The 22074-nt window shown below is 53.4% G+C and carries 20 protein-coding genes, 2 tRNA genes and 1 pseudogene; 13 read left to right on the forward strand and 10 right to left on the reverse strand.

Going from position 1 to position 22074, the window contains the following annotated elements; translation table 11 throughout:
- Positions 1-114: 114 nt before the first annotated feature.
- The 3 genes from AABA21_RS19055 to AABA21_RS19065 form a co-directional block, all read right to left on the reverse strand.
- Positions 115-951 carry a hypothetical protein gene (locus AABA21_RS19055; RefSeq protein WP_338252968.1) on the reverse strand — a complete coding sequence of 279 codons (837 nt, stop codon included), beginning with the start codon at positions 949-951 and terminating at the stop codon, positions 115-117.
- 86 nt (positions 952-1037) lie between these two features.
- Entirely contained in the window at positions 1038-1883 is an 846-nt protein-coding gene (locus AABA21_RS19060; RefSeq protein ID WP_338252970.1) for a histidine phosphatase family protein, read from the reverse strand.
- Between the two features lie 655 nt (positions 1884-2538).
- Positions 2539-3570 (reverse strand): DUF929 family protein, encoded by a 1032-nt coding sequence (locus tag AABA21_RS19065; RefSeq protein WP_338252972.1) that lies wholly within the window; start codon positions 3568-3570, stop codon positions 2539-2541.
- Between the two features lie 287 nt (positions 3571-3857).
- Between AABA21_RS19065 and AABA21_RS19070 the strand changes: the two genes are divergently transcribed.
- The 3 genes from AABA21_RS19070 (at position 3858) to AABA21_RS19080 (ending at position 5870) form a co-directional block, all read left to right on the forward strand.
- Complete coding sequence (locus AABA21_RS19070) at positions 3858-4274, forward strand: VOC family protein (protein ID WP_338252974.1); 417 nt, start codon at positions 3858-3860, stop codon at positions 4272-4274.
- Positions 4275-4456: 182 nt separating this feature from the next.
- A tRNA-Glu gene (locus AABA21_RS19075) sits at positions 4457-4530 on the forward strand.
- 113 nt (positions 4531-4643) lie between these two features.
- On the forward strand, positions 4644-5870 hold the full coding sequence (locus tag AABA21_RS19080; RefSeq protein ID WP_338252976.1) for a molybdopterin molybdotransferase MoeA: 1227 nt from the start codon (positions 4644-4646) through the stop codon (positions 5868-5870).
- On the opposite strand, the gene AABA21_RS19085 is transcribed toward AABA21_RS19080, so the two are convergent.
- The 4 genes from AABA21_RS19085 to serS form a co-directional block, all read right to left on the reverse strand.
- Entirely contained in the window at positions 5867-6931 is a 1065-nt protein-coding gene (locus tag AABA21_RS19085) for a sigma-54 interaction domain-containing protein (RefSeq protein ID WP_338252978.1), read from the reverse strand. The two genes, AABA21_RS19080 and AABA21_RS19085, sit on opposite strands and share 4 nt — an antisense overlap.
- 58 nt (positions 6932-6989) lie before the next feature.
- Positions 6990-8516: a DUF4388 domain-containing protein gene (locus AABA21_RS19090; RefSeq protein WP_338252980.1), complete on the reverse strand. Its 1527-nt coding sequence runs from the start codon at positions 8514-8516 to the stop codon at positions 6990-6992.
- Positions 8517-8810: 294 nt separating this feature from the next.
- A tRNA-Ser gene (locus AABA21_RS19095) sits at positions 8811-8893 on the reverse strand.
- Positions 8894-9608: 715 nt separating this feature from the next.
- Positions 9609-10949, reverse strand: a complete 1341-nt coding sequence (gene serS, locus AABA21_RS19100; RefSeq protein WP_338252982.1) for a serine--tRNA ligase — start codon at positions 10947-10949, stop codon at positions 9609-9611.
- Positions 10950-11050: 101 nt separating this feature from the next.
- On the opposite strand from serS, the gene AABA21_RS19105 reads away from it, so the two are divergent.
- The 10 genes and pseudogenes from AABA21_RS19105 to AABA21_RS19145 all read left to right on the forward strand — a co-directional run bounded on the left by AABA21_RS19105 (position 11051) and on the right by AABA21_RS19145 (position 19937).
- On the forward strand, positions 11051-11875 hold the full coding sequence (locus tag AABA21_RS19105) for a sugar phosphate isomerase/epimerase family protein (protein ID WP_338252984.1): 825 nt from the start codon (positions 11051-11053) through the stop codon (positions 11873-11875).
- Between the two features lie 521 nt (positions 11876-12396).
- Positions 12397-14034, forward strand: a complete 1638-nt coding sequence (gene abc-f / locus AABA21_RS19110; RefSeq protein ID WP_420917162.1) for a ribosomal protection-like ABC-F family protein — start codon at positions 12397-12399, stop codon at positions 14032-14034.
- Positions 14035-14257: 223 nt separating this feature from the next.
- On the forward strand, positions 14258-14953 hold the full coding sequence (locus AABA21_RS19115) for a hypothetical protein (RefSeq protein ID WP_338252986.1): 696 nt from the start codon (positions 14258-14260) through the stop codon (positions 14951-14953).
- A gap of 142 nt (positions 14954-15095) precedes the next feature.
- Positions 15096-15569: a ribonuclease FAU-1 family protein gene (locus AABA21_RS19120; protein ID WP_338252988.1), complete on the forward strand. Its 474-nt coding sequence runs from the start codon at positions 15096-15098 to the stop codon at positions 15567-15569.
- A gap of 59 nt (positions 15570-15628) precedes the next feature.
- Positions 15629-16066 (forward strand): HEAT repeat domain-containing protein, encoded by a 438-nt coding sequence (locus tag AABA21_RS19125; RefSeq protein ID WP_338252990.1) that lies wholly within the window; start codon positions 15629-15631, stop codon positions 16064-16066.
- 169 nt (positions 16067-16235) lie between these two features.
- A complete protein-coding gene (locus AABA21_RS19130; protein WP_338252991.1) occupies positions 16236-16583 on the forward strand; it encodes a GlsB/YeaQ/YmgE family stress response membrane protein in 348 nt (115 codons plus the stop codon).
- 241 nt (positions 16584-16824) lie between these two features.
- Positions 16825-17289 carry an HAD family hydrolase gene (locus AABA21_RS19135; RefSeq protein WP_338252993.1) on the forward strand — a complete coding sequence of 155 codons (465 nt, stop codon included), beginning with the start codon at positions 16825-16827 and terminating at the stop codon, positions 17287-17289.
- A 169-nt stretch (positions 17290-17458) separates the two neighbouring features.
- Positions 17459-19129: a class I adenylate-forming enzyme family protein gene (locus AABA21_RS19140; protein WP_338252995.1), complete on the forward strand. Its 1671-nt coding sequence runs from the start codon at positions 17459-17461 to the stop codon at positions 19127-19129.
- Positions 19130-19136: 7 nt separating this feature from the next.
- Positions 19137-19190 (forward strand): annotated as a pseudogene (locus tag AABA21_RS39445) (hypothetical protein); the annotation flags it as partial.
- A gap of 6 nt (positions 19191-19196) precedes the next feature.
- A complete protein-coding gene (locus tag AABA21_RS19145) occupies positions 19197-19937 on the forward strand; it encodes a lysophospholipid acyltransferase family protein (RefSeq protein ID WP_338252997.1) in 741 nt (246 codons plus the stop codon).
- 52 nt (positions 19938-19989) lie between these two features.
- Here the strand turns inward: AABA21_RS19145 and AABA21_RS19150 are convergent, their stop codons facing one another.
- The 3 genes from AABA21_RS19150 to AABA21_RS19160 form a co-directional block, all read right to left on the reverse strand.
- Positions 19990-20850 carry a DUF429 domain-containing protein gene (locus AABA21_RS19150; RefSeq protein ID WP_338252999.1) on the reverse strand — a complete coding sequence of 287 codons (861 nt, stop codon included), beginning with the start codon at positions 20848-20850 and terminating at the stop codon, positions 19990-19992.
- Positions 20851-20936: 86 nt separating this feature from the next.
- Positions 20937-21512 (reverse strand): GTP-binding protein, encoded by a 576-nt coding sequence (locus tag AABA21_RS19155; protein ID WP_126595049.1) that lies wholly within the window; start codon positions 21510-21512, stop codon positions 20937-20939.
- A gap of 15 nt (positions 21513-21527) precedes the next feature.
- Complete coding sequence (locus tag AABA21_RS19160) at positions 21528-22022, reverse strand: roadblock/LC7 domain-containing protein (RefSeq protein ID WP_338253003.1); 495 nt, start codon at positions 22020-22022, stop codon at positions 21528-21530.
- Positions 22023-22074: the final 52 nt, after the last annotated feature.

A 22074-nucleotide genomic window follows, 5' to 3' on the forward strand; every position in this document is an offset into this window, starting at 1 on the left:
CCTTCGCTAGCATAAAGCTGAATTAAGGACATAGGTGCTCCCTCCTTACGTTTCATACCTGTATAAACACAATCTACTAGAAGCTATATTCCAGCGCCGAAATGAAAAACCTATTTAAGCTTCTTTTTCATGCAGATCACTAATTGCTTCAAACATATCTTCCATATCGACACCTCCCTGCTGAGAAATCTCTTGCATGCAGGCGATCCGACGCTGCAGGGCTGATTGAAAATCCTGAGGCTTCATACCGATCCAGCCCGCCAGGTCTGCCAGCAGAAGGGCATCGGCATGCTCAAACGTGTCGTCAAAAGAGTTCCAGAGTGACAACGGAACCGGAACAATGGCGTCGGGACGGTCAGGATCAGCATAGGGCTGGACAAAATGGGTGCTAAACCAGCGCCGGCGCGCCGGATACGCCCGCCCGACCAGGCCGATATTAATAATCAATCCCAGGCGCCTCACGTCTTCCGGACGCAGCCGCAGATCGTGTTGATACATATACATTACGTCATCAATCGTGTCTGCGTGGACACTGGTCGCCACGTGGTATCCCTGGGCAGGCAACTGTAAATAGCGACGCGCGATGCGGCCCCACATATAAATTGGCAGGTGATCGCTGACTTCATTACAAAGCGCATAGGTAGTGGCAGGATCGATATCGGGCAGGCGCGTAAAAGAAAAATTTTCATACATGCCTGACATATACGCCAGCGCCGTTCCCTCTGGCAAAAATTGGAGTAGAGCATTGAGTGTCGTGGTCTTACCAACGCCAGGCTGCGGATCAGTTGGGCCCGCGACGGTCAGCGATACCCCATTCTCCAGCAAGAGCCAGACCAGGGCTGCGGTCTCCGCATCGACACTTTGTAACGCAACGATTTGAGCGACTGACAACGGTCGGCGTGACTCGTAATGCCAATAGTAACGCTCATAGGGATCACGGGGATCAAACATGCTCAATTTCCTTCCAGACACAAGCGGATAGTGCTTGAAACAAACGCGCTACGCAAGATCGACAGATAGAGAGATAAGAAATTTATCTACGTCTTTTGCTCACCGGCCTCCTGGGTATCGGTCGGCGCTGGCTTCTCGGGCTCGGGCGCTTTGAGCCAACCGGGCTGGGGATTCCATCCAATCGCGACAACATGCGGATGGGATTCCTCTGGCTTGTCTCTGGGAATCTCGACCATGCTCACGGAGGCGTTGTCTATCGTGAGTACGCCGGCCTGCGCTGGATTGAGGCCCGCGTAGTGAGCCAGCAGGAGTTTGACCACATCGGCGTGGGCGACAAAGACTGGATATGCTCCGATATTCTCTCTGGCCAGCCAGCGCTCTACCGCTGCCACCACGCGCTGCTGCACCTGCGGAAACGTCTCGATCCCTTCGGGGGCGACCGTCGGATCTTTAACATAGGCTTTCCAGGCGGGATCGTTTTTTGCCAGTTCATCAATTACCTGGCCAGCCCAGGGACCCACGTTGGTATCCATCAGGTCTGGCTCACGTATGATCTCCAGGTCGCGGCCCTGGGCCAGATACTCAGCGGTATGATAGGCACGCTCTAAAGGGCTGCTAATAATGGAACTTAACGGCAGCACCCGCAGCGCTTCCGCCAGGCGCGCGGCCTGCTGGCGTCCCACTTCATTGAGCGAGACGCCAGGTAGCTGACCGGGTAAACGATGCTCTACATTCCAGGTGGTCTGCCCATGTCGGACAATCAGCAAAGTCTGTTTCATCGGCGTTTGTATACTTTCTCGTTGCTCTGGATACAGCCAGAGGCGCATCCGCCAGGAGACATAACGCCACTCAACACCAAGGCAAAACCACCATAGACGTAACCAGCCAGACAACCCTGTTCGCCATCTCGGTTGCGTGTCTTGTTGTCCCATATCAGTATCTTTTCTATCGACGCTGGACGTGCCCGCTATCAGGTGCCTGTACTGGATAGATTGGTAAATACAAAAAAACCAGAAACCCATCTGGTGGACACAACAATCCAGGAAACATGCGCGTCTCCAGTGGACTGAGCTTATAGAAGATATATAGTGGCAGCAGTGTTGATCGCAATATTCTCCAATGGTTGCTTTTTCTCATAGCTGACAGGCTTCCAGTTGAGCCAAACTAATTGTCTTTTATTGTACCAGCGTAGCTATTCAAGGTGCAACTGGCGATATTGCATATCGTTGTCACTGACAACTGCCTTTTTTATAGAGGGTGCCTTGTTCTCATCGTATTGGGGCACGTGAGCGCCCCCGCACGGGCGTCCGCTACGCGGCCGCATTAGTTTTATATGTTGGTGCATCGGGTGCGCAGATGCGCACCCGATGCACCAACACAAAACTGGTATGGGGACATGCGTGCGCTTTCGCTCCTGCGGCGCTCCACGATCCTCGTTGAGTTGATGCGACAGGGACGTAGTAGCGCCTCTGTCACATCAATTCAAAAACTGGTATGGGGGCATGTGTGCGCTTTCGCTCCTGCGGCGCTCCATGGCCATAGTCGAGTTGATGCGGCAGGGCGCTAACGCGCTCCTGTCGCATCAACTCAAAAACTGGTGCGGCCGCGCACGCGGACGCCCGTGCGGGGGCGCTCACGTGCCCCTGTACTCGGCAGGGGGGCATTGCCACCAGATGGAAGAGCAGCCCTGGGCAACTTACCCTGAATGGTGGGGATCGGATCGGCTGTGCATACATTGCCTGGCTGGTTATCAGTCGTTTTGCAGATCTGCGCGATGAGATAGTTCGCCGAACCAAGTATGTTACGCGACATATCAGTGGTGGGATCCTGTATCTGCCTGATGATGTCATCATAAGTATGCCCCACCAGCGTATCAGGAGAAAAATACGCGCCAACAGAGAGATATCGATTGCCCACGCTCACAAAAGGGAAACTTCCAGCGCTCTCCTCGCTGGTATAGGGGGGAGCGTCGTACTTTTTTACCAGCGCTTCTTGTTCAGGAGTCAGCTTGTCCAGCGGCTTTGGCGACTGCTGATTGTCGTTGACTTCAACCGGTACAAAATCAAGATAATTGCTTTTATAAGCGGTCGGATGGAAGGAGTACGTGGGGACATTCGATTCGCTAGAAACAATGGCCGTCAGCGGCGTCTCAAATGTCCCAAACTTACTCAGGGCGATAATCATCGGCCAGCGTTGCGCCGCACAGAACGGGCAAAAATCACCACCCATATAAAACAGTTCTGGCTTACCAGATGGTCCCTTGAGGAGGGGAGCACTTTTTACCGGCTTCAGGATCGAACTGACGGTCTTATCTAGTCCACCGCTCCCAACCATGGAGAGCAGTTCCGGCTTTACCGTGGTCAACTGCTGAAAAACACCAGGGGTTGCGGTCCTGGTGACGGTAGCCTTTTGTTGCTCCCCGAAATAGATAAACCCTCCAATTATAAGAACCAGGGCCACGATGATTCCTCCCAGCAAGAGCCAGGTATTACGTGATGATCTACGCTTCCTGCGCCTGCCACCATTCCGCGAACGTGTATTGGTATTCTGCTGCACACGCCGGAGCCGTTCCTGCTCACGCCGCTGCGCCGCTGATGCTGGATGCCTGGGTTTTGCCATGCGTCTCTACCTCTTCAACGAGTGGTTTAGATTAAGAAAAAACTCTCAATCCGTTATAGTGCAGGGGAAATGATTATGGCTAGATGACAATCTACTATTCGTTATCTATTCCATCATATAAAGGATCAGCCATCCCCCATCAGGATATGGCCGCTTGCCCCTGTTTCCTCCCCCTCTATATTCCATGATAAGAAATCAAGATAATTCTATGTATGGTATACTGGGCATATCCCATAAATGCCGGTAGAGTGTCCACAAAAATAAAGTAACAGTCCAGGAGGAAAAACATGCCGTCCAGTCATGAGCGCGATGGGATCAAGCTTCCCCGCCTACAACATGTCTCCCTATCGATCAAGAGCGGCTCGCAAGATCAGATTCGAGCTTTCTATAGCGGCCTGCTTGGATTTCAGGAGAAGCAGGCGCCAGCTAGCCTGGCGGCCAGAGGTGTCGTCTGGTTTGCCGCAGGCGTAGGTGAGATAGAGCTCCATTTTGTGCCAGATAGCTATTTACAAAGATCGGAAGAGGCCCGTCATTTTTGTCTGGAGGTTAGCGATGTAGAGGCATATCGCAACGCCCTCAAAGAGGCGGGCTATCAAATCATTGAAGCCGAGCCGATCCTCCATCGCCCTCGCTTCTTCACCATCGATCCCTGCGGCAACCACCTGGAGATCACCACTATCCTTGGCGATTATACCGAAGCCTGAGAAAGCGTATTAAATATTATGAGTCATCCCGGGTTTTGATACCGCTGGCTAACCGAAGGGTTAGCCAGCGGTATCAAAACCCGGGATGACTCATAATAAAAAAAGATAGAAATGCACGCTTGACAAAGTCTCCACAGTAAGATATAATCCACTTCGTTGACGCAAAAGCGAAAACAAAACCAGCCTCGTTCGTCTAGCGGCCTAGGACATCGCCCTTTCAAGGCGGAGATCACGGGTTCGAATCCCGTACGAGGTACTTTTTTTTAGCAATAGATATTGCGGTATTTAGAAGAGCCTGGCATCACAAGATTATTTACGTGGGCCAGGCTTTTCTGCATTACCGGCATTGTTTGAGGAGGACCCCATTTCATGATCAGTGTTGAGGAAGCACTCGCGCGTATCCTGGCGGAGATCGCTCCGTTGCCGACGGTTCGTGTCCCACTCTCGGAGGCTCTGGGCCTTGTTCTGGCCGAAGACGTGATCGCCCAGGAAGCTATCCCTCCATTCGACAACTCTGCCATGGATGGCTTCGCATTGCTGAGCCAGGATAGTAAGCAGCAGCAGGACCAACCCCCTCGCTTGAAGGTGACCGGTACGGTGGCGGCGGGCTACGTAGCTGATCACGCGGTTGAGCCCGGCACAGCCATGCGTATTATGACCGGGGCCCCGGTACCTCCGGGAGCCGATACGGTCATTCAGGTTGAGCTAACGCGCCACGGTGGGCCGGAGAGCGACTGGGTTGAGATTTTGCAGGAGGTCAAACCAGGCAACAATATTCGTCCGGCCGGTGAAGATATGCGCCATGGACAATTGATCTTGCCACGCGGCACCGAGATCGGTGCGTGGGAGATCGGGGTCCTGGCAACGCTCGGCTGGGCCAGTGTGCCCGTGACGCGCAGGGCTCGCGTCGCTATCCTGGGGACGGGCGATGAGGTGATTGAGATCGATCAGCCGCTACAGCCGGGCAAGATCCGCAATAGCAATAGCTACCTGCTCGAAGCCGCGGTCAGGCGCGCCGGTGCCATTCCTGAGCGGTTAGGGGTCGCGCGCGATACCGTGGAGAGTCTGCGCGAAAAGTTTTCGCAGGCCATCAACGCCGATCTGATCCTGACCTCCGGTGGAGTTTCGGTGGGCGATTTTGACCTGGTCAAGAATATTATGTCTGAACAGGGCGAGATACAGTTCTGGCGCATCAATATGCGTCCCGGCAAACCGGTGGCCTTCGGTCATATTGGCACGGTTCCACTGCTTGGATTGCCGGGTAATCCTGTCTCCAGCGCGGTGACCTTCGAGCTCTTTGGGCGTCCCATTCTGCGCAAGCTTCAGGGCCATACCCACTTGCTGAAACCTCAAATAGAGGTGACGGTAGAAGATGGGGTCCAGGAACGAGCCATGCGACGCCACTATGTGCGTGCCTACGTCAAGTGGCAGGATGGAAAGTTTGTGGCCCGTACGACTGGCAACCAGGGTTCACATATCATGACTTCACTGCTACAAACAAATGCCTTGCTGATCGTGCCAGAGGGAGGCGTGGCCGTCCAGCCCGGCGATACCGTACAGGCCATTATGCTCGACTGGCCCGAAGACGCCAGCTAGCCTGCCGGCGACCTCATCGCTTTTTCAAGCAGGCGGTAGCGCAGCTGGTCGCGCGAGAGGCCGAGGAGTTGCGAGGCGTGCACCTGATTTCCTCCGCACCGTTTCAAGGCCTCTTGAATAAAGGATCGCTCGATCGTATTCAACAGGGCTGGCAGGTCCAGGCCCTTGTCGGGGAATTGAAGCTTCGAGAGAAGTTCGATCAACTGCTGGTCGGCATACTGGGGCGTAACAGGAAGGGAGCTGAGAATATCTTTAGGCTGAATGACATTATTGTCGCATAGGATATCACCGCGCTCGATAGCATTTAACAGTTCACGGACGTTGCCCGGCCACGAATAGCTCTCCATGAGACGCATGGCTTCAGGACTTACCGTCAGCGGCGCCTCCCGATTGGCGCTTACGCGGCGCACGAAGTGCTCAATCAGTAGCGGCAAGTCTTCACGCCTTTCACGCAGCGGCGGCATGTAGATGGGGAAGCCATTGAGCCGGTAAAAGAGATCCTGTCGAAACGCTTTACGCGCCACGGCCGCCTGCAAGTCCGTGTTGGTAGCCGAGATGATACGCAGGTTGACGTGTATCTCTTTCATCCCACCAACCTTGCGGAAGCTGCGCGTCTCTAATACACGCAATAACTTGGCCTGCAGCAACAGCGGCATCGAGCCGATCTCGTCGAGGAAGAGCGTTCCCCGGTGCGCCCGTGAAAGCCAGCCATCGCGTGAAACCTTGGCATCGGTATACGCGCCCGCCTCGACACCAAATAACTCGCTTTCTAACAGCGTCTCCGGAATCGCCGCGCAGTTGATGGGGATAAACAGGCTGCCTGGAGACGTAGCGGTGCGACCCAGTTCGTGGATGGCACGCGCCAGGACATCTTTGCCGGTACCGCTCTCTCCCTGGATTAATACGGTGGCGGTCGCGTGCGAGGCTATCTTACGTGCCGCCGCGATCACTTGTTGGATCGCCGCACTCTTCCCAATAATCATGCCCTCAATCGGATCATCCGGCTGCAGCGTCGTTACCGATTGAGCGGCCAACCCCTTTTCAGATGAAAATTCGTCCATCACAACCTCCTCCACATAATCATCCACACAGGGTCACAATGTTATTGCTAGCGCGGATTTAAAACCCATTTCCGGCTGGAGCGTATGTACCGCCTGGCGCAAAGTTCAAGGGCCCACTTGATTGCAGCGGCTGTATGGGTTGGGGCGTGGTGACCCAACCGCGTCCGGGCACAAAGGTCGCGCCATTTCCACCATTGCCCCACTGCGATTCGGTCTCTACACTATTTCCAATCACCGACCCACCGGGCATCGGGGTGTTCCCATCAGATGCTGGAATAGCTGGCATGGAGGCCGACCAGGGTGAAGCGGCGGCCGAGGCATAGCCTGGCGCGACATAACCGTTACCCAGCCCCGAGGCGACCAGTTCACGCGCCACCGGCGAGGTTTCCTGCAAAGACTGTTCACCGGGCAAGGAGGCCGTAATCAGCCCTTCTGCGATCAATTCACCTATAATGGGACATACAATGTCGGGCGTCGATCCCAATTCCTGGCAGATGACGGTCAAGGGTGTGCGACCATCGACACGTGTGAGTATGCACCACTGATCAGGCGTTAATTGTACCTGGGGGTTCTGCTCACGATAGGCCGAGAGGTCCGTGGGCAGCAGTACCATGTCGGGCAACATGAACGAGGTATCGATGCGCCTGGGCGGAACCGGATTCATCACTGGCACCGGCTGTAAGGCGGGCGCGGCCTGCGGAGCGCTGGGCTCATCGTCACCAAATAAAGATGGAAATCCACTATCGGTCTGCGACGGCGCCACATCGGCAAATGGAGTGGAGATATCGGCAAATGAAGCTACGTCGGCAAACGATGGCATCTCTGGCTCGGCCTTTTTCACCACAGGCTCTATACCCTCAGTAGCCGGAAATGAGGTGGCAACAGATGATGCGGCAAAAGATGAGTCGTCCAGGAATTGAGACGCGCTCATCAGGGTCGGCACGCGCGCGACATCTGGTGACGGGGTGCGTGGAGTGGTTGCCGGCCTGGTCATCTGCGGTGTCGCTGGTGCTGCCGCCGATGACATAGGTGGCACTGGCTGCACCGGCATGACTGGTGTAGTGCCAATTGAGGTATATACCGATGGCTTGACAGCAGGAGTAGGTGTGGATAGGGCGGCCGTAGCACTGGAAAGCAGGGTAGAAATAGACATAGAGACAAGCAACCGCTCCGTAGGAGCCGGAGCACCCTCATCAAAATAAATCTCGCCCGAGGTCCACATCAGTAACACCTTGAGGACTTCCGTTGTATTCTTGATCGTCCAGTTGCGCAGATCATCACGGGTGACGTGGCGAAGCTCCATTAAAGTGCGGGCCGTCTGAGCTTCATTCTTGCTGGCCTCGCCGAGTACGCGCGAAATCTCCTGAAAAGCAGCGGGCGAAATAATGCCGTCGTGTAGTAGACGCTCACCCAGCGTTGCATTTGTACGCAGTGGACCCACGCATAAGAGGCGGCCGTCACGGATGTAAAACTCGATCCACTGCGCACCCTGGCGGATCGTCAGCAGACCAGTCTTTTCATGTCCCTCTGTTCGTTGCAACACATTTGCTAGACTAAATTGCTCTAATGTACCTATCAGTGACACAATACTTCACCGTCCGTCCAGAAAACGACCCTCATGCAGTCTATGAATCCCGCTCTCCACCCGTTCCCAGATTTCTTTATCGTCATCCATAGACCGTCGTATAAGAGAGCCAACTACTACTTTTCGTATTCTTTTGTGTGCACAGTGTAGATTCTCGTAAAGCACCTTGAGATTTGCTGGTAGCGTCGATAGCGGCCAGATGCAACAGGGAGCATTACATCCCCGGCACGTGTGGGGCGAACAAAAGTTCGTAAAGACAAATCTAGAGCAGATGTATATTTATCTGCTCTAGTACGGAAGGAGAGGGATTCGAACCCCCGGGGCTCTCACCCAGCTGTTTTCAAGACAGCCGCAATAGACCACTCTGCCATCCTTCCGCAGATAATATACCACAACTGTGCCACCTTGTGAAGGGGGTTTTCTGTCATTTTAATAAATGTTGTAAACATTTATTAAAATGACTGCTCCCTTATTTGTGTTGCCGCCTGCGGCGGCGGGAGAAGGTTTGGCGGGGACACCCCGCTCCCCGGCAGGAGGGGCTCATCGCCCCTCCTGCACCTCCCCCTCTTTTGTTCGCGTGCCGCCTGCGGCGGCGGGAGAGGGAGAAGTTCGTGGGGAACACCCCCACTCCCCCGGCAGGAAGGGCTCGTCGCTCCTCCTACACCTCCCCTCTTTCGTTCGCGTGCCGCCTGCGGCGGCGGGAGAGGGAGAAGTTCGTAGGGAACACCCCCACTCCCCCGGCAGGAGGAGCTCGTCGCCCCTCCTGCACCTCCCCTCCTTTGTTTTGTTGCCGCCTGCGGCGGCGGGAAAGGGGGGTTCCTCGTAGATTCGGCCCTTGCGGCCGATTTCTCTCGCCTCGTGATCATGCCTCTTGTGGGTTCGGCCCTTGCGACCGATTTCCCTCGCCTCACGATCATGCCACGGTGGGTTCGGCTCTTCCGGAAATGCCCTCTTTATTGTATGCACGTTTTGGGAGGGCTTTTTTTGCGCTTCCCCTTTTTGGGTATTAAATATGAGAATCTATCGATGTTTGGCTTTACCTGATTTTGAATCGATTGAGATAAATATTTTGCCTTTATAAGGGTACGTAGGTTAAGAGAGTATAGATGTGCCCATGTAGGGGCGTAGGACTTTTGGGACGACTATCGTGCCATCTGCCTGTTGATAGGTTTCTAGAATGGCGGCCATGGTGCGTCCAACGGCGAGTCCGGATCCATTCAGGGTGTGAACATAGCCGGGCCGCGCGTGATTTTCTGGACGGTACTTGATGTTGGCTCGCCGGGCCTGAAACGCCTCGCAGTTGCTGATGGAGGAGACCTCTATGTATTCTTGAATGCCTGGCATCCAGACTTCAAGGTCATAGGTTTTGGCGGCAGCAAAAGGTAGGTGCGCGCTGTTGAGAACGACGATACGATAGGGCAATTCGAGCATCTGTAGGATGACTTCCGCATGCTGACGCATGTGTTCAAGCCGGGCATATGAATGCTGGGGCTCACTGTATTGAAATAATTCAATTTTATTGAATTGATGCAGCCTGAGCAGACCACGGGTATGGCGCGAAGCAGAGCCCGCTTCACGCCGGTAGGCGGTTGTCCAGGCCACGTAGCGTAGAGGCAGATCTTCTTGCGCGAGGATGCTGTTGCTGTGCATACCTACCAGCGGCACTTCGGCCGTGGGGTTAAGGTAGAGCGCGTCTTCGCTGCAGACGTATGCCTGGTCCTCAAATTTGGGCAGCTGACCTGCCCCGATCATAACTGAGCGGCGTACCAGCTGGGGCGGCATGATCTCGGTATACCCATGTTCGCGGGTATGGATATCTAGCATAAAAGAGATCAGCGCTCGCTCCAGGCGCGCACCATGGCCTTTAAGCACGATGAAGCGGTTGCCGGCAATGCGTGAGCCCATATCTGTATCGATCAGCCCCAAACGCTCGGCCAGAACCCAGTGCGGCTGTAGCTCAAAGTGCAAATGCTGAGGATTGCCAGGTTCTCCCCATGTTAAAACAACGTCATCGGGAGAGTCTGGCCGGCCGATCGGTACGCTCTGATGAGGCAGGCTCGGTAGGGCAAGCAACAACATCTGCAGACGCGTGTCCAGGTCCGCTTTATCCAGTTCGAGCTTGCTGATCTCCTCAGACAACGCTTTGATGCTCTTATTGAGATCAGCACGGCGGTCGATGGGAGAGACGCGAACAGCCTCCCGCTGCTGCTTCAGCGTCACATAAAGACCATCCCGCTGGGCGGCCAGGCTTTTATGCTGCTCGGCTAGCTGCAGTATCTCATCAATATTGCGCGTCTCGGCGCGCTTTTGTAGCGCATCCCGTACCACGTCGGAATGCTGACAAACAAAATCAAGACTCAGCATATAGTGTAGTATAGCATAGCACAAACGTTTTATCCGCTTTTTGGTACCACGCACTGCTACCTTCTCCACGACAGAGACGATCTCCCTGGTTGCGTATTGTCTCCAGTGATGCATACAATGGCAGAGAAGCCAGGTTCTCTATATTTTATGAGGAGAGAAATACAATCCATATGAGCCAATCCATACAACTACTCTGTTCTACAGGAGTCTTTAGTCGCTATCCCGATCTTACCGGTTACAAAGCCATTGTGAAATATGGTCCCTTGCTGGATGCCGATGGCTTTGAAGTTATGTTTTATCCATCCTGGTATTCCCGCGTTGAGGAGATCGCCGATGAGCTGCGGCGCACAGGACTGCGCTTCCCGGCTATGCATACCGAGAAAAATATCGGTACGGCCCTCGGGCAACCCGATCCTGTAGAGCGCGAGCGGGGTGTGCGGCTACTAGCGGAGAATTGCCGCCTCGCCAGTCTGCTTGGCTGTCGAATACTGGTGCTCCACCTGTGGAACTGGCCCGAGTTGGATGATAACCTGGATAACAATCTATCTTTGCTGGACAAGTGCTACGATATCGCTCTGAGCAATGGGATAGAGCTGGCGCTGGAAAGTATTCCCGGTCGTCACTTTGACCCTCTAACCAATCTGCACCGGGCCCTGGAACGTGATGCACGCAGCCACTTTGGCCTCGATACTGAATTTCTGGCGAACTACAATCAGCTGGAGCAGGTCTTCGAGACCCCCTGGCTCTGGCAGGATGATCGTACCCATCATGTTCATATCAAAGATTCCAACGGGCAACCGTTTGTTGATGGCAAGCGCCGCTATCTTCATCCCGGCGAGGGTAATATCGATTTTACCAGCTTTTTCAGCCGCCTCAAGCAGCGCGGCTTTACAGGTAATCTGAGCCTGGAATCGCCCGCCATCACCATCGATGGAGAGGTCCACCTGGATCAACTGCATGATAGCCTGAATTTCATTCGCCGCTACCTTTGGTAATAAGGTTTTAGTAGGTAGTTGGTGTAACGCAACAGGTGAGGCGCATCCGCGCCTCACCTGTTGCGTTACACCAACTACCTACTAAAACTATCCTCTATTTTTGCTTGACAAGCAACTTATGGATCAGGTATGATTATTATGTTATGCAGAATGAATATATTTGCCGCGCCGAGCAAGATAAGATTGCTCAGTTTCTGGCTTACCACTACCCCTATAAAGCCATTACGCATGTGCGCGCCGCATAAGCCTGGTACATCGCTTATGCGGCGGAAAGCAGTGCTGATGTCGTGGATGACGTACGGTCGCACTTCAAGTAGACCGTAAGTTCGTTGCTTCCTGTCTGTACTCCTCTCCTGCCTGATCTGTGCCCATACGCTACCCATCATCTCATCGTCTTCCTCTGCAGTTGATGGCCAGGTTCTATCCCCAACGGTAACGCTGTCTTACGTACTCTCTACCCGTACGCAGCTCACCCCCGGCCTGGTTGTGCGCTGCCCCATTCGTTTCAGAAGGAAGCTACGATGTTATTAGTACAATTCTCCAAGGTCAGCAAGGATTATGCTGGCAATGCCGTCTTTGATCAATTGGATCTAGAGGTTCTCACCGGCGAACGCATTGGCCTGGTGGGTGAGAACGGCTGCGGTAAATCTACGCTGCTGCGCCTGATGGCCGGCCTGGATACGCCAACGGAAGGGACCATTTCGCGCAAGCGCCGCCTGACAATAGGCCATCTCTCACAGGAGATTGACCCGCGCCAGCACGCGAAGACGATCTTTGAGGTCGTGCAGGAGGTTTCGGAGGAGTTCGCCGCCCACGTGGCCTATCAGCAGCACCTGGAGCGGCAGATGGCTGTTCCAGCCGTCTGTGCCGATCCCGATGCCCTGGAAAGGGTCCTTGAGGCTTATGGCAAGGCCCAGGAGCGCTTTGAAGCTCTGGGCGGCTATATAGTGGAGCATAAGGCCAAAGCTGTGCTGAGCGGACTGGGTTTTAAGGATTCCGATTATACTCAACTGGTCGGAACCCTCAGTGGCGGCGAGAAGAAGCTGGTCAACCTGGCGCGCATCCTGGTGCAGACACCAGATCTGCTGCTGCTGGATGAGCCCGATAATCACCTGGACATGCAGGTCAAACAATGGCTGGAGGCATACATCCAGGACTATCCCGGCGCGGTAGTAATCATCTCGCACGACCGTCATCTGCTCGATCGTACCGTCAATAAAATCTTCCAGCTGGAGGATGGCGCGATCGATGTGTATATAGGAAACTACACAGCGTATGTGAAGGAGCGCCAGCTGCGTCTGCAGCAACGCTACGAGTACTATATGACGCAGCAGGACGAGATTAAACGTCTGGAAGCTAGCCTGGTGCAGTTGCGCGAATGGGCGAAGATGAACGATAAGTTCGCGGGTCGCATGCACAATATGGAGAAGCGCATCGCGCGCATTAAAGAAGATCTGGCTGAGAAGCCGGTGCTCGTACGCAACAAGATGAAGGTAAAGCTGGATCCTGAGCGCAGCAGTAAGAAGGTGCTGGAAATTAAGAATCTGGGAATCTCCGTTGCCAACCAGGTCCTGTGCAAGCCATTTGACCTGACGATCATGCACGGTGAGCGGATCGGGATCGTGGGCGAGAATGGCAGTGGCAAGTCGACACTGATGAAGACGTTACTTGGTCTGCTACCGGTGCAACAGGGCGAGGTGCGCATCGGCCCCAGCATCATTCCAGGTTACTATTCACAGGAACAGGAAACCCTGCCATTCAACAGCACACCCATCGAGTTTGTGACGCGGCTGAAAAACATGAGTGAGGGACAGGCCATCGCCCTGCTGCATCGCCTGCTCTTCTCGTACCGGGACATGCACAATACGATCGCCAATCTCAGCGGCGGCGAGAAGAGCCGCCTGCAGATCGCCCGTTTGATGCTGACCGAGGCCAACTTTCTCTTACTCGATGAGCCAACCAACAACCTGGATATCCCATCCGTCGAGGTGCTGGAGACCGCCCTGCAGCAATTCGATGGCACCCTGCTGATGATCTCACACGATCGCTACTTTCTTGATAAGCTGGCGACCAGGATCATCGCCATCGAATCCGACCAGACCCTGCGCGTCTATCCCGGCAACTTCTCGTACTATAGCGAGAAGCTGCAGTGCGCCTGAATATAGCATTGTGGAGGGGAGAATAGCTTTTATCCTCCCCTCCGTTCTCTATCAACTGGCACGAAATATCCATTTATCCCTTCTTCAAATAGATTTGTTATAGCTGTGCAGTTTACACGTCCTTTCTATTGATGAGTTCCAAGACATGCATATATCTTCTAGCTCTTTATGGTTGACATATTTTTATCGTTCTTTTATGTACGTACAAGGAAGTAGCTACATTATGTATTTCAGACCTAGAAATAGAAGTAGCGATATCGCTTTTCGCATGGTCGCCTATCTCTTCCTTACCCATGTGGGCAGGATTATTATGGGCTCCGCATTTTTAATCGGTGGACTGCTATACGGTTTCAACTCGCACACGATTTCTTATCAGAGTGTTAATCTTGTCCATTTTCAGCTCTACTCTAGCCAGCAGGATGTAAAATACTACCTGCGAGATACCAGTACCGGCCTGATCTATACGGCGAACCTGACCGACTTCTCCACCTATTTTTCTGAGCAGGATATTGCGCAGTCCCGGCTCGCGCTTATCTATGATGACAGTTCTCAGAGCGTTACTATGCCTCTGGTGGATGGAAGTTCTCTCACCGGTACAGGTCACCAGATTCTTAAGTTGACCATTCTGAGTCAACAGGACAATGCCAGTAATTCATTTGAAACCTATCAATATCAGAGCCACCCACAATCGTATTTTGAGAATCACTGGGGCATCGCCAGCATCCTGGCCGGGATCGGTGCCTGCATTCTTCTGGCAACGCTCCTCATCTATCTAATAGCGCGCCAGCACAATCCCGAGGAACAGCCGCAGCTTTCAACCGAGGAGGTCGAACAGGCGTATCGTAAACAGACCAGGGATGCCTGGCGCCTGGGAATGGATTCACGCGGGCCAATCGATTTTAAGAAATTGACGCGTTAAGCCTGAAGATAAAGACTGGCACGTAGTGTTTTGAAAACCCGTGCCAGCCATTGAATATTAGATAGATTTGAGCTACACTATAAACTGTTTGCAACAAACGGTTGCTTATTAGATACGTGTCATTCGTATATTGAGAGGAACCATGGTTACCGTTATTAAACTCGATCCACTTGGGACCGAAAAAATTCGCTATGATGGCGATGTGATCAAGCAGTCAGACAAGGAGATCGTCATTCAGGCCAGCTGGACGATGGGAGAGCGCGACCTGGGCTATACACGTTTCGAGCCGGGGGATCGCTTTATCGAGTATTATTACGCGGATCGCTGGTTCAATATCTTTGATATCGCGCATAAAGATGGGCAGCGCAAAGGCTGGTACTGCAATATCGCGGAGCCTGCACATATCCAGGAGAACACCATCGAGCAGGTGGATCTGTTCCTGGATGTCTGGGTAGATGTCAGTGGTACCCCGCTGCTTCTCGATGAGGATGAATTTAACTCGGCGGCAATGCTCACTACCAGCCAGCATCAGGGCGCACTTCAGGGTCTGCAGGCCCTTCTACACATGATAGAGAATCGCCAGGAGGTCTTTTCCAGCCTGGCCGTGTATTCGTAGCGTTTTGTTGAATTATTAGCAGCAAGGGCCAGACCAATGCCCTGAAAGGACATATCTTGATGGAAAGATGGGACGCCAGGCCGCTCCAATCCGTCGAACTTGCTCAAGAAGAGGCTGATTGGAACGTTGTAGAGCTTGAGTCTCGTAAAAATCTTCACAGTAAGATCCACGAGTTAATCGACCTGACCATTAATAGTACCCTTTCAACCAGTGACCTCCACTATCACCTGCACCTCTGCCAGGCCCAATATGGCAAACCCTTTACCACACAACTGGTCCATTCACTCCAGCGCACCGATGCCTTAGAACGCGAGGCGGTTGTCTGGCTGCTCACACAACTGCGAGACCCGGACGCTATTCCACTATTGCAAAAACTCTCTCAACAATCACACTATTCACGGGCGATTCGCCTTTCAGCTGCCTTGACACTGGCAGGACTGGGCGCCACCGATGAAATATTACAGACGCCGACCCGGCGCCTCTACGCTATTAGTTGAAAAGCCTGAGCATTATACCCTTCCTCCGTGTGTTGGATTGCGTGAGCGCGCAATCCAACCAGTCGGCCCATTTCAGCTCGATTTCCAGATCGTGTGAAGCGAAAAAGCTAAACCATACGTACTACAAACAACTGGAATTATACAAACAAACCGACAAGGAGGTTCGTATATGCACTTCACGCTTGGAGACTTCATCGTCTGGTTGATTATTGCTTTAATCGGTGGCTTTATTGGTGAAATGATCGCCCGTCGGCGCGCACGTGATGGTATCCTCGGTGCTACCGTCGTTGGCTTCATCGGTATGATCATCGTGGTTGGATTGCTGGGCCTGCACTTCTCAAATGATTATTATATTGGAGGTGCCCCGCTGTTCACATCACTCCTGGTAGCAGCCCTCTTTGTGGCACTCTGGAGTGGATTGGCTTATCGCCGCGTCTACCGTCCCAGCTACGAGCGCTACTATCATCGCCGTGGCACCTATGCGCGTCGCCCACGCCGTCGCCGCCGCTTCTTCTAATCCCCCAAACCATACATTATAAAAAAGATGGAGTGCCAGAAATAGTGTTCTGGCACTCCATCTTTTTTATAATGTATACTTATAGAGAGATTAAACCTCATCCTTCCGCGCGGCAATGCGAGCGCAGTGACGGCAGCGAGGCCGGCATTAACCAACCAGACGGTTTAGTACTTGCACACAATCCTTTCAGTACGTTATGCTTAGATCATATTTTATTGATCATTGAGGGAGAGGCACGCAATTGGCTATAAGAATCGACATTCCCCAAAGAGGTGTGATTGAGCTGCAGCATGCAGTCTTCGATGTGAACGGTACCCTCGCCGTAGATGGTATACCGATTCAGGGAACGGGTGAAAAGCTTAAGAGACTCTCCGAACACATCACCATCCACCTGATCACAGCTGGTACCCATGGCAATCTGCCAGCTATCCAGAGTACGCTGGGCTTTCCTATTCATGAGATACTGCGCGGCGATGAGAAGATGCGCTATGTACAGAATCTAGGACCAGCCTCTGTCATTGCCTTTGGTAATGGCGTTAATGATGCCAGTATGCTCCGCCTGGCAGCCATCGGGGTCGTCGTTGTGACCCCTGAAGGCATTTCCACCAAGACACTGCAGGGGGCCGACGTCGTCGCGGCTGGACCTCTACAGGCGATCGATCTCCTCCTGAAACCAGATCGCCTGATCGCTACCCTGCGCGGCTAAACAAGGCTACAGCAGTTTATTTTTCGCGACCAGCCCGTTTTCTCTGCGCTGGTCGCTCCCTCCCTACCAGCTATCCTCCTCGTCACCCCGGATCATGCCGATTCTTTATATTGTTGAAGTCACTGGAAGGTTTTAATGGATTATAAAGACGTCCCTGGGAGATTCATTCATGCGCAACCTGGGTCAGTTTCTCGATACATATGCTCGCCTGCACGGTACTCACATTGCATATGAAATGAAGAGCGGCTTTAGAACAGAAAAGTTGAGCTTCGCTGATGTCTACGTCCTCGCATTAAAAACCGCCACGTTCTTGCGCTCACGCGGGCTTACAAAGGGAGATACGGTGGTTATCTGGGCTCCCAATATGCCTGAATATGCAGTCCTGTATTTTGCCTGCTGGTTGCTTGGTATAGTTGCGGTGCCAATCGACATTCGCACAACCACGGAGACGCGTCAGATGTTTGTGGCGTCCGCCCGCTGTAAGCTCGGATTTAAGAGTAAGGTGATCACGGGTGACTTTTCGGCCGCCGCAATACCCACCTGGCACCTTGAAGATTTAATCGAGCTGGTGCAAACCTTGCCCGAGCTTAAGGAGTTACCCGACGTGGCGCCCGATGACCTGGCGGAAATCGCCTTCACGTCCGGTACGACAGGTACCCCAAAAGGGGTGCGCCTGACCCACCACAACTTTCTGGTCAATGTGTCCGCGCTCTGTCGGACTTTCCCGTTTAAACAAGAGTATAGAACGCTGTCGCTCCTGCCACTATCTCATGCCTTTGAGCAGGTGGTTGACATGCTGGCGGTTTTCCAGGTTGGCAGCACGGTAACCTATCTTGAACGTATCAATCAGGTCACAATTATGAACGCGCTGCGCAGGCATGGGATTAGCACCGCGTTCGTTGTTCCCCAATTTCTGCAGCTACTCATGACGGGCATCGAACGTGAAGTAGAGAAAAGCGGCGCGCGCAGAATATGGTCAGCGCTACAGCGCATCGCCCCATTTCTTCCTATGCGCGTGCGCCGCGCCATGTTTTATCCATTCAGGCAACGGCTGGGCACGCATCTGCGATTTTTCTGCTGCGGCTCCGCGCCGTTAAATAGCAAACTGGCACGGAAATGGGAGTATCTGGGCATTGCCATTTATGAAGGCTATGGCGCGACAGAGACCACGGCGGTCCTGACCCTCAATACGCCCATTGCAAAGCGTCAAGGATCAGTGGGGAAAGCGCTACCAGGGGCACGCATTGAGATCGATCCTGCCACCCATGAGATTATCGCCCAGGGTCCGAATATCTCACCCGGCTATTTTCAAGATGTGCGGAAAACACAGCAGGTGTTTTCCCATGGTTGGTATAGAACCGGGGATATCGGCAGGTTGGACGCCGAGGGATACCTCTATATAACGGGCCGTGAGGTATCGAGAATCGTCTTGCCGGGCGGTGAGAAAGTATATCCAGAAGACATCGAGAAGCGTTTCAATGCACATCCCCTGGTACGCGAATCCTGCGTAATTGGTGTGAAGAGGGAGGAAGGGGAAAGGGTACACGCCGCCATCATCACCAGGTATCCTCAAGAGCTGAATGAGGTTGTGCGGCAGGTAAACCGGGGATTATCCTCCCATGAGCAGGTTATGGAATGGAGCCTATGGCAACACGATGACTTTCCACGAACGCCTATTATGAAGATTGATCGCGCTAAAGTCACCGACGCGATCGTGAAACGTGGAGAAATGCCAGCAGCGGTCCAGGTAGATGAAAGCGATACCCTGCGCTCACTGATCGCTCGCAGCAAAAAAAATTCCGGCGGCACAGATCAAAGAAACCGACGTCTTAACGACTGATCTGGCACTGGATTCGCTACAACGGGTTGAACTGCTCTCTTTAATCGAGCAGGATTTAGGCGTAGCGGTGGCGGAGCCCGCAATTACCGAACACACCACCGTCGCGCAACTGAGGGAACTCATCCAGAACGCGGAAGCCATCCCATCTGACCTCCCCTTCCATGCCCTCGACTACTCTCCATTCATTGTACGTCTCAGGGTCTTGCTACAGACCCTGCTGGTCTTCCCGCTCCACGCCCTGTTTGTGCCGCTGGAGGTGAGTGGTCAGGAACACCTGGCTGGCCTGGAACTGCCCGCGATCTTTTATTTCAACCACATGGGGATTATGGATGCCGTGTGCGCGCTGCGCGCCTTGCCATTAGCTATACGCCGGAAGTTGGTCATAGCCGCCACACAGGATCTCTGGCACGAGTGGCGACGCCCCTTTGTGGAGTTCTGGGGTGGTGGCTTTCCTTTTGATACCAGGCACAATATCAAAGCGTCGCTCGAACGAACGGGAGATTTTCTGGATGACGGCTTTTCGATCCTCATCGCGCCCGAAGGCGGCATATCCAGAGATGGCACCCTGCAGCCATTCAAACCCGGCACAGGCTTTATCGCTACACATATGCATGCGCCCGTAGTTCCCATCAAAATTGATCCCGCCTACCGCACCATCTTCCCACCCATGAATGAGCTGATATTTGAAAACCTCCCCAAGAAAAGAAAGCGCATCTGGGTCAGAATAGGCCAGCCTATGACCTTCTCCAATCAAACATCTGTAGAGCAGGCAACGCAGAAGATCCACCAGGCGATGATAGAACTATAGAAACACGCCTTCAGGCTGGCCCGTTGCTTCACATGAACATGTAAAGCAACCTCTACTTTTTGCTGCGGGAGGCCTTGTGCAGTTGGAGCAGGAGCGGGTCCACTATCCAGCCGTCAGCTTCAAATCCTGGAGGGATGCCATAGTTCTGACTGCGCTGATGATAGGCCCAGGCGGCCTGGATAGCACAGAGAACAGCGTCGAGCTGATCGGCCCTGGGGTCATCGATCAGTCGCTGACGCATGTCTTCCGTTAGATCTATCCGTACACCATACGCAGCGTCCAGAGCATCCGAGCAGATGGCATCAAGCAGTTCTATACGGGCCTGGCGCTGCTCTAACGTCTGGCGCGCCCGCTCGTCGCTCTTGTAGCTCCGCCTGCCTAACCAGCGCCGCGCGACAATGGCGGGATATCCTTCTACCACCACCCTTGTGTCCGGCTGAGGATAACAGGGAAGTACGCTTACGCCAGATCTCAGCAGGCGCGGTGCTCCCTCAAAAAACATTTTTCCGACCGGTACCCGGTACATCATCATCGGACTAATAGCGCCGGCCAGTTTGTCCGCTAAGCGCAGATGCAACTTATCACCGGCTAGCCTCTTTCTGCTATAGGAAATCATGGTCTGGTTGAAGAGGGCCTTGCCCATCGCGTGTACGGTGGCTACATAGTCGGGCCAGGCGAAGGGCCAGCCGAGATTGTTAATCAGCTTCTGGGGTTGCCCAAAGGGGAAATCACAGGCCAGCAACCAGGGACCGGGCCGCTGCAGGAATTGTTCAAACGCGTCAAATTGGGCAAAAGAGAGGCATGCCTGTATACGAAGGGTGGTCACCCGCAGTTCACATACAGCACAGGTGATGGGTTTGCGGATAGAGGGGGCGCTGGTAAAATCCAGGCCAAAAATAGCTATAGATGACAACGGATATTCCACAACAGAGTCTAGCAGTGTGATCTCCCCCTCCCTTCCACGAACGAATAGCAGCTCAGACTTAATAGACATAAATATTACAATTGCGCCATCACGTTTTTACTGATGGCGCGCAACGTTGCGAAAACACCCCGTCCATTGGACGCGACCGCCTCAAAGCTGGGAACATGGCGGCGGTTGAGATAGCGCTCCAGCACGGGAACCGGGAGCGCGTTAGGCATGTCACGCTTGTTCCACTGCATCACCAGAGGGAAGGTCGCCATATTTTTGCCGATGCGACGCATATTCATCTCAAGCTCAGCAATGCTCTGCACGTTTTCCTCAAATTTTTCAGCCTGCGAGTCCGTGACAAAGACAATGCCATCGGCACCGTTTAAGACAGCCAGACGTGTGCGCTCGTACAGAATCTGACCCGGCACCGTGTACAGGTGGAAACGCGTACGGAAGCCATGCACCGTTCCCAGGTCTAAGGGCAAGAAATCGAAGAACAGAGTGCGCTCTGTCTCCGTGGCGATAGAAAGCATCTCACCACGGGCATTGGGATTGATGCTTCTATGCACGTGCTGCAAGTTCGTCGTCTTCCCACAGTATCCAATCCCGTAATATACAATCTTACAGTGGATCTCATGGGTTGCAATGTTGATGAGAGCCATAAAAGACAGGTTCCTCTAATCGCGGAAAAGCAGATCGATGGTATCTTCAACGGATGAGCGAAACTGAAGGTTGAGCACAGAAGATTTGGTGCGCGTGGTATCGTTACGCACACGCTCCAGAATGCGCCCAAGTTCATCAGAAGCCTTCTTCGAGAGAACCTTGACCAGGCCAATATGAGTGAGTTTATCGAAAATAATTACCAGGAGCCATTGCTCTTCGACCATGGTGGTGTAGATGTTTTCCTGCACCCCCTGTTGAAAAATATTGCGAAAGTCCTTTTCATCCAGGAGCCTGGCAACTTCACGTGACGATGAAAAAACACCAGCCAGCAAAGCTCCAAGCGTGGTTGCGTTGCGACGTGTCCCTGTGCCTTGCACCGCAACCACCTGGCCACTTTTATCCAGCAGCATGGCCGATGTGGCATTGGTGTCATTCATCAACTTCATCAACACAGCTGAAATTGTAGCAAGTTCGCGATCAGAAATGATAAGATTTGTTAATTGTTCCATGGACGCGCCGCCCTCCGTGTACACGTCTGGCATAAGGTATAATACACCATTT

The organism is Dictyobacter halimunensis (assembly GCF_036245075.1).

Coding starts and splice junctions, on each gene's coding strand:
- AABA21_RS19055 (WP_338252968.1), bottom strand. CDS start 951: ATGTTTGATCCCCGTGATCCCTATGAGCGTTACTATTGGCATTACGAG.
- AABA21_RS19060 (WP_338252970.1), bottom strand. CDS start 1,883: ATGGGACAACAAGACACGCAACCGAGATGGCGAACAGGGTTGTCTGGC.
- AABA21_RS19065 (WP_338252972.1), bottom strand. CDS start 3,570: ATGGCAAAACCCAGGCATCCAGCATCAGCGGCGCAGCGGCGTGAGCAG.
- AABA21_RS19070 (WP_338252974.1), top strand. CDS start 3,858: ATGCCGTCCAGTCATGAGCGCGATGGGATCAAGCTTCCCCGCCTACAA.
- AABA21_RS19080 (WP_338252976.1), top strand. CDS start 4,644: ATGATCAGTGTTGAGGAAGCACTCGCGCGTATCCTGGCGGAGATCGCT.
- AABA21_RS19085 (WP_338252978.1), bottom strand. CDS start 6,931: ATGGACGAATTTTCATCTGAAAAGGGGTTGGCCGCTCAATCGGTAACG.
- AABA21_RS19105 (WP_338252984.1), top strand. CDS start 11,051: ATGAGCCAATCCATACAACTACTCTGTTCTACAGGAGTCTTTAGTCGC.
- abc-f (WP_420917162.1), top strand. CDS start 12,397: ATGTTATTAGTACAATTCTCCAAGGTCAGCAAGGATTATGCTGGCAAT.
- AABA21_RS19115 (WP_338252986.1), top strand. CDS start 14,258: ATGTATTTCAGACCTAGAAATAGAAGTAGCGATATCGCTTTTCGCATG.
- AABA21_RS19120 (WP_338252988.1), top strand. CDS start 15,096: ATGGTTACCGTTATTAAACTCGATCCACTTGGGACCGAAAAAATTCGC.
- AABA21_RS19125 (WP_338252990.1), top strand. CDS start 15,629: ATGGAAAGATGGGACGCCAGGCCGCTCCAATCCGTCGAACTTGCTCAA.
- AABA21_RS19130 (WP_338252991.1), top strand. CDS start 16,236: ATGCACTTCACGCTTGGAGACTTCATCGTCTGGTTGATTATTGCTTTA.
- AABA21_RS19140 (WP_338252995.1), top strand. CDS start 17,459: ATGCGCAACCTGGGTCAGTTTCTCGATACATATGCTCGCCTGCACGGT.
- AABA21_RS19155 (WP_126595049.1), bottom strand. CDS start 21,512: ATGGCTCTCATCAACATTGCAACCCATGAGATCCACTGTAAGATTGTA.
- AABA21_RS19160 (WP_338253003.1), bottom strand. CDS start 22,022: ATGGAACAATTAACAAATCTTATCATTTCTGATCGCGAACTTGCTACA.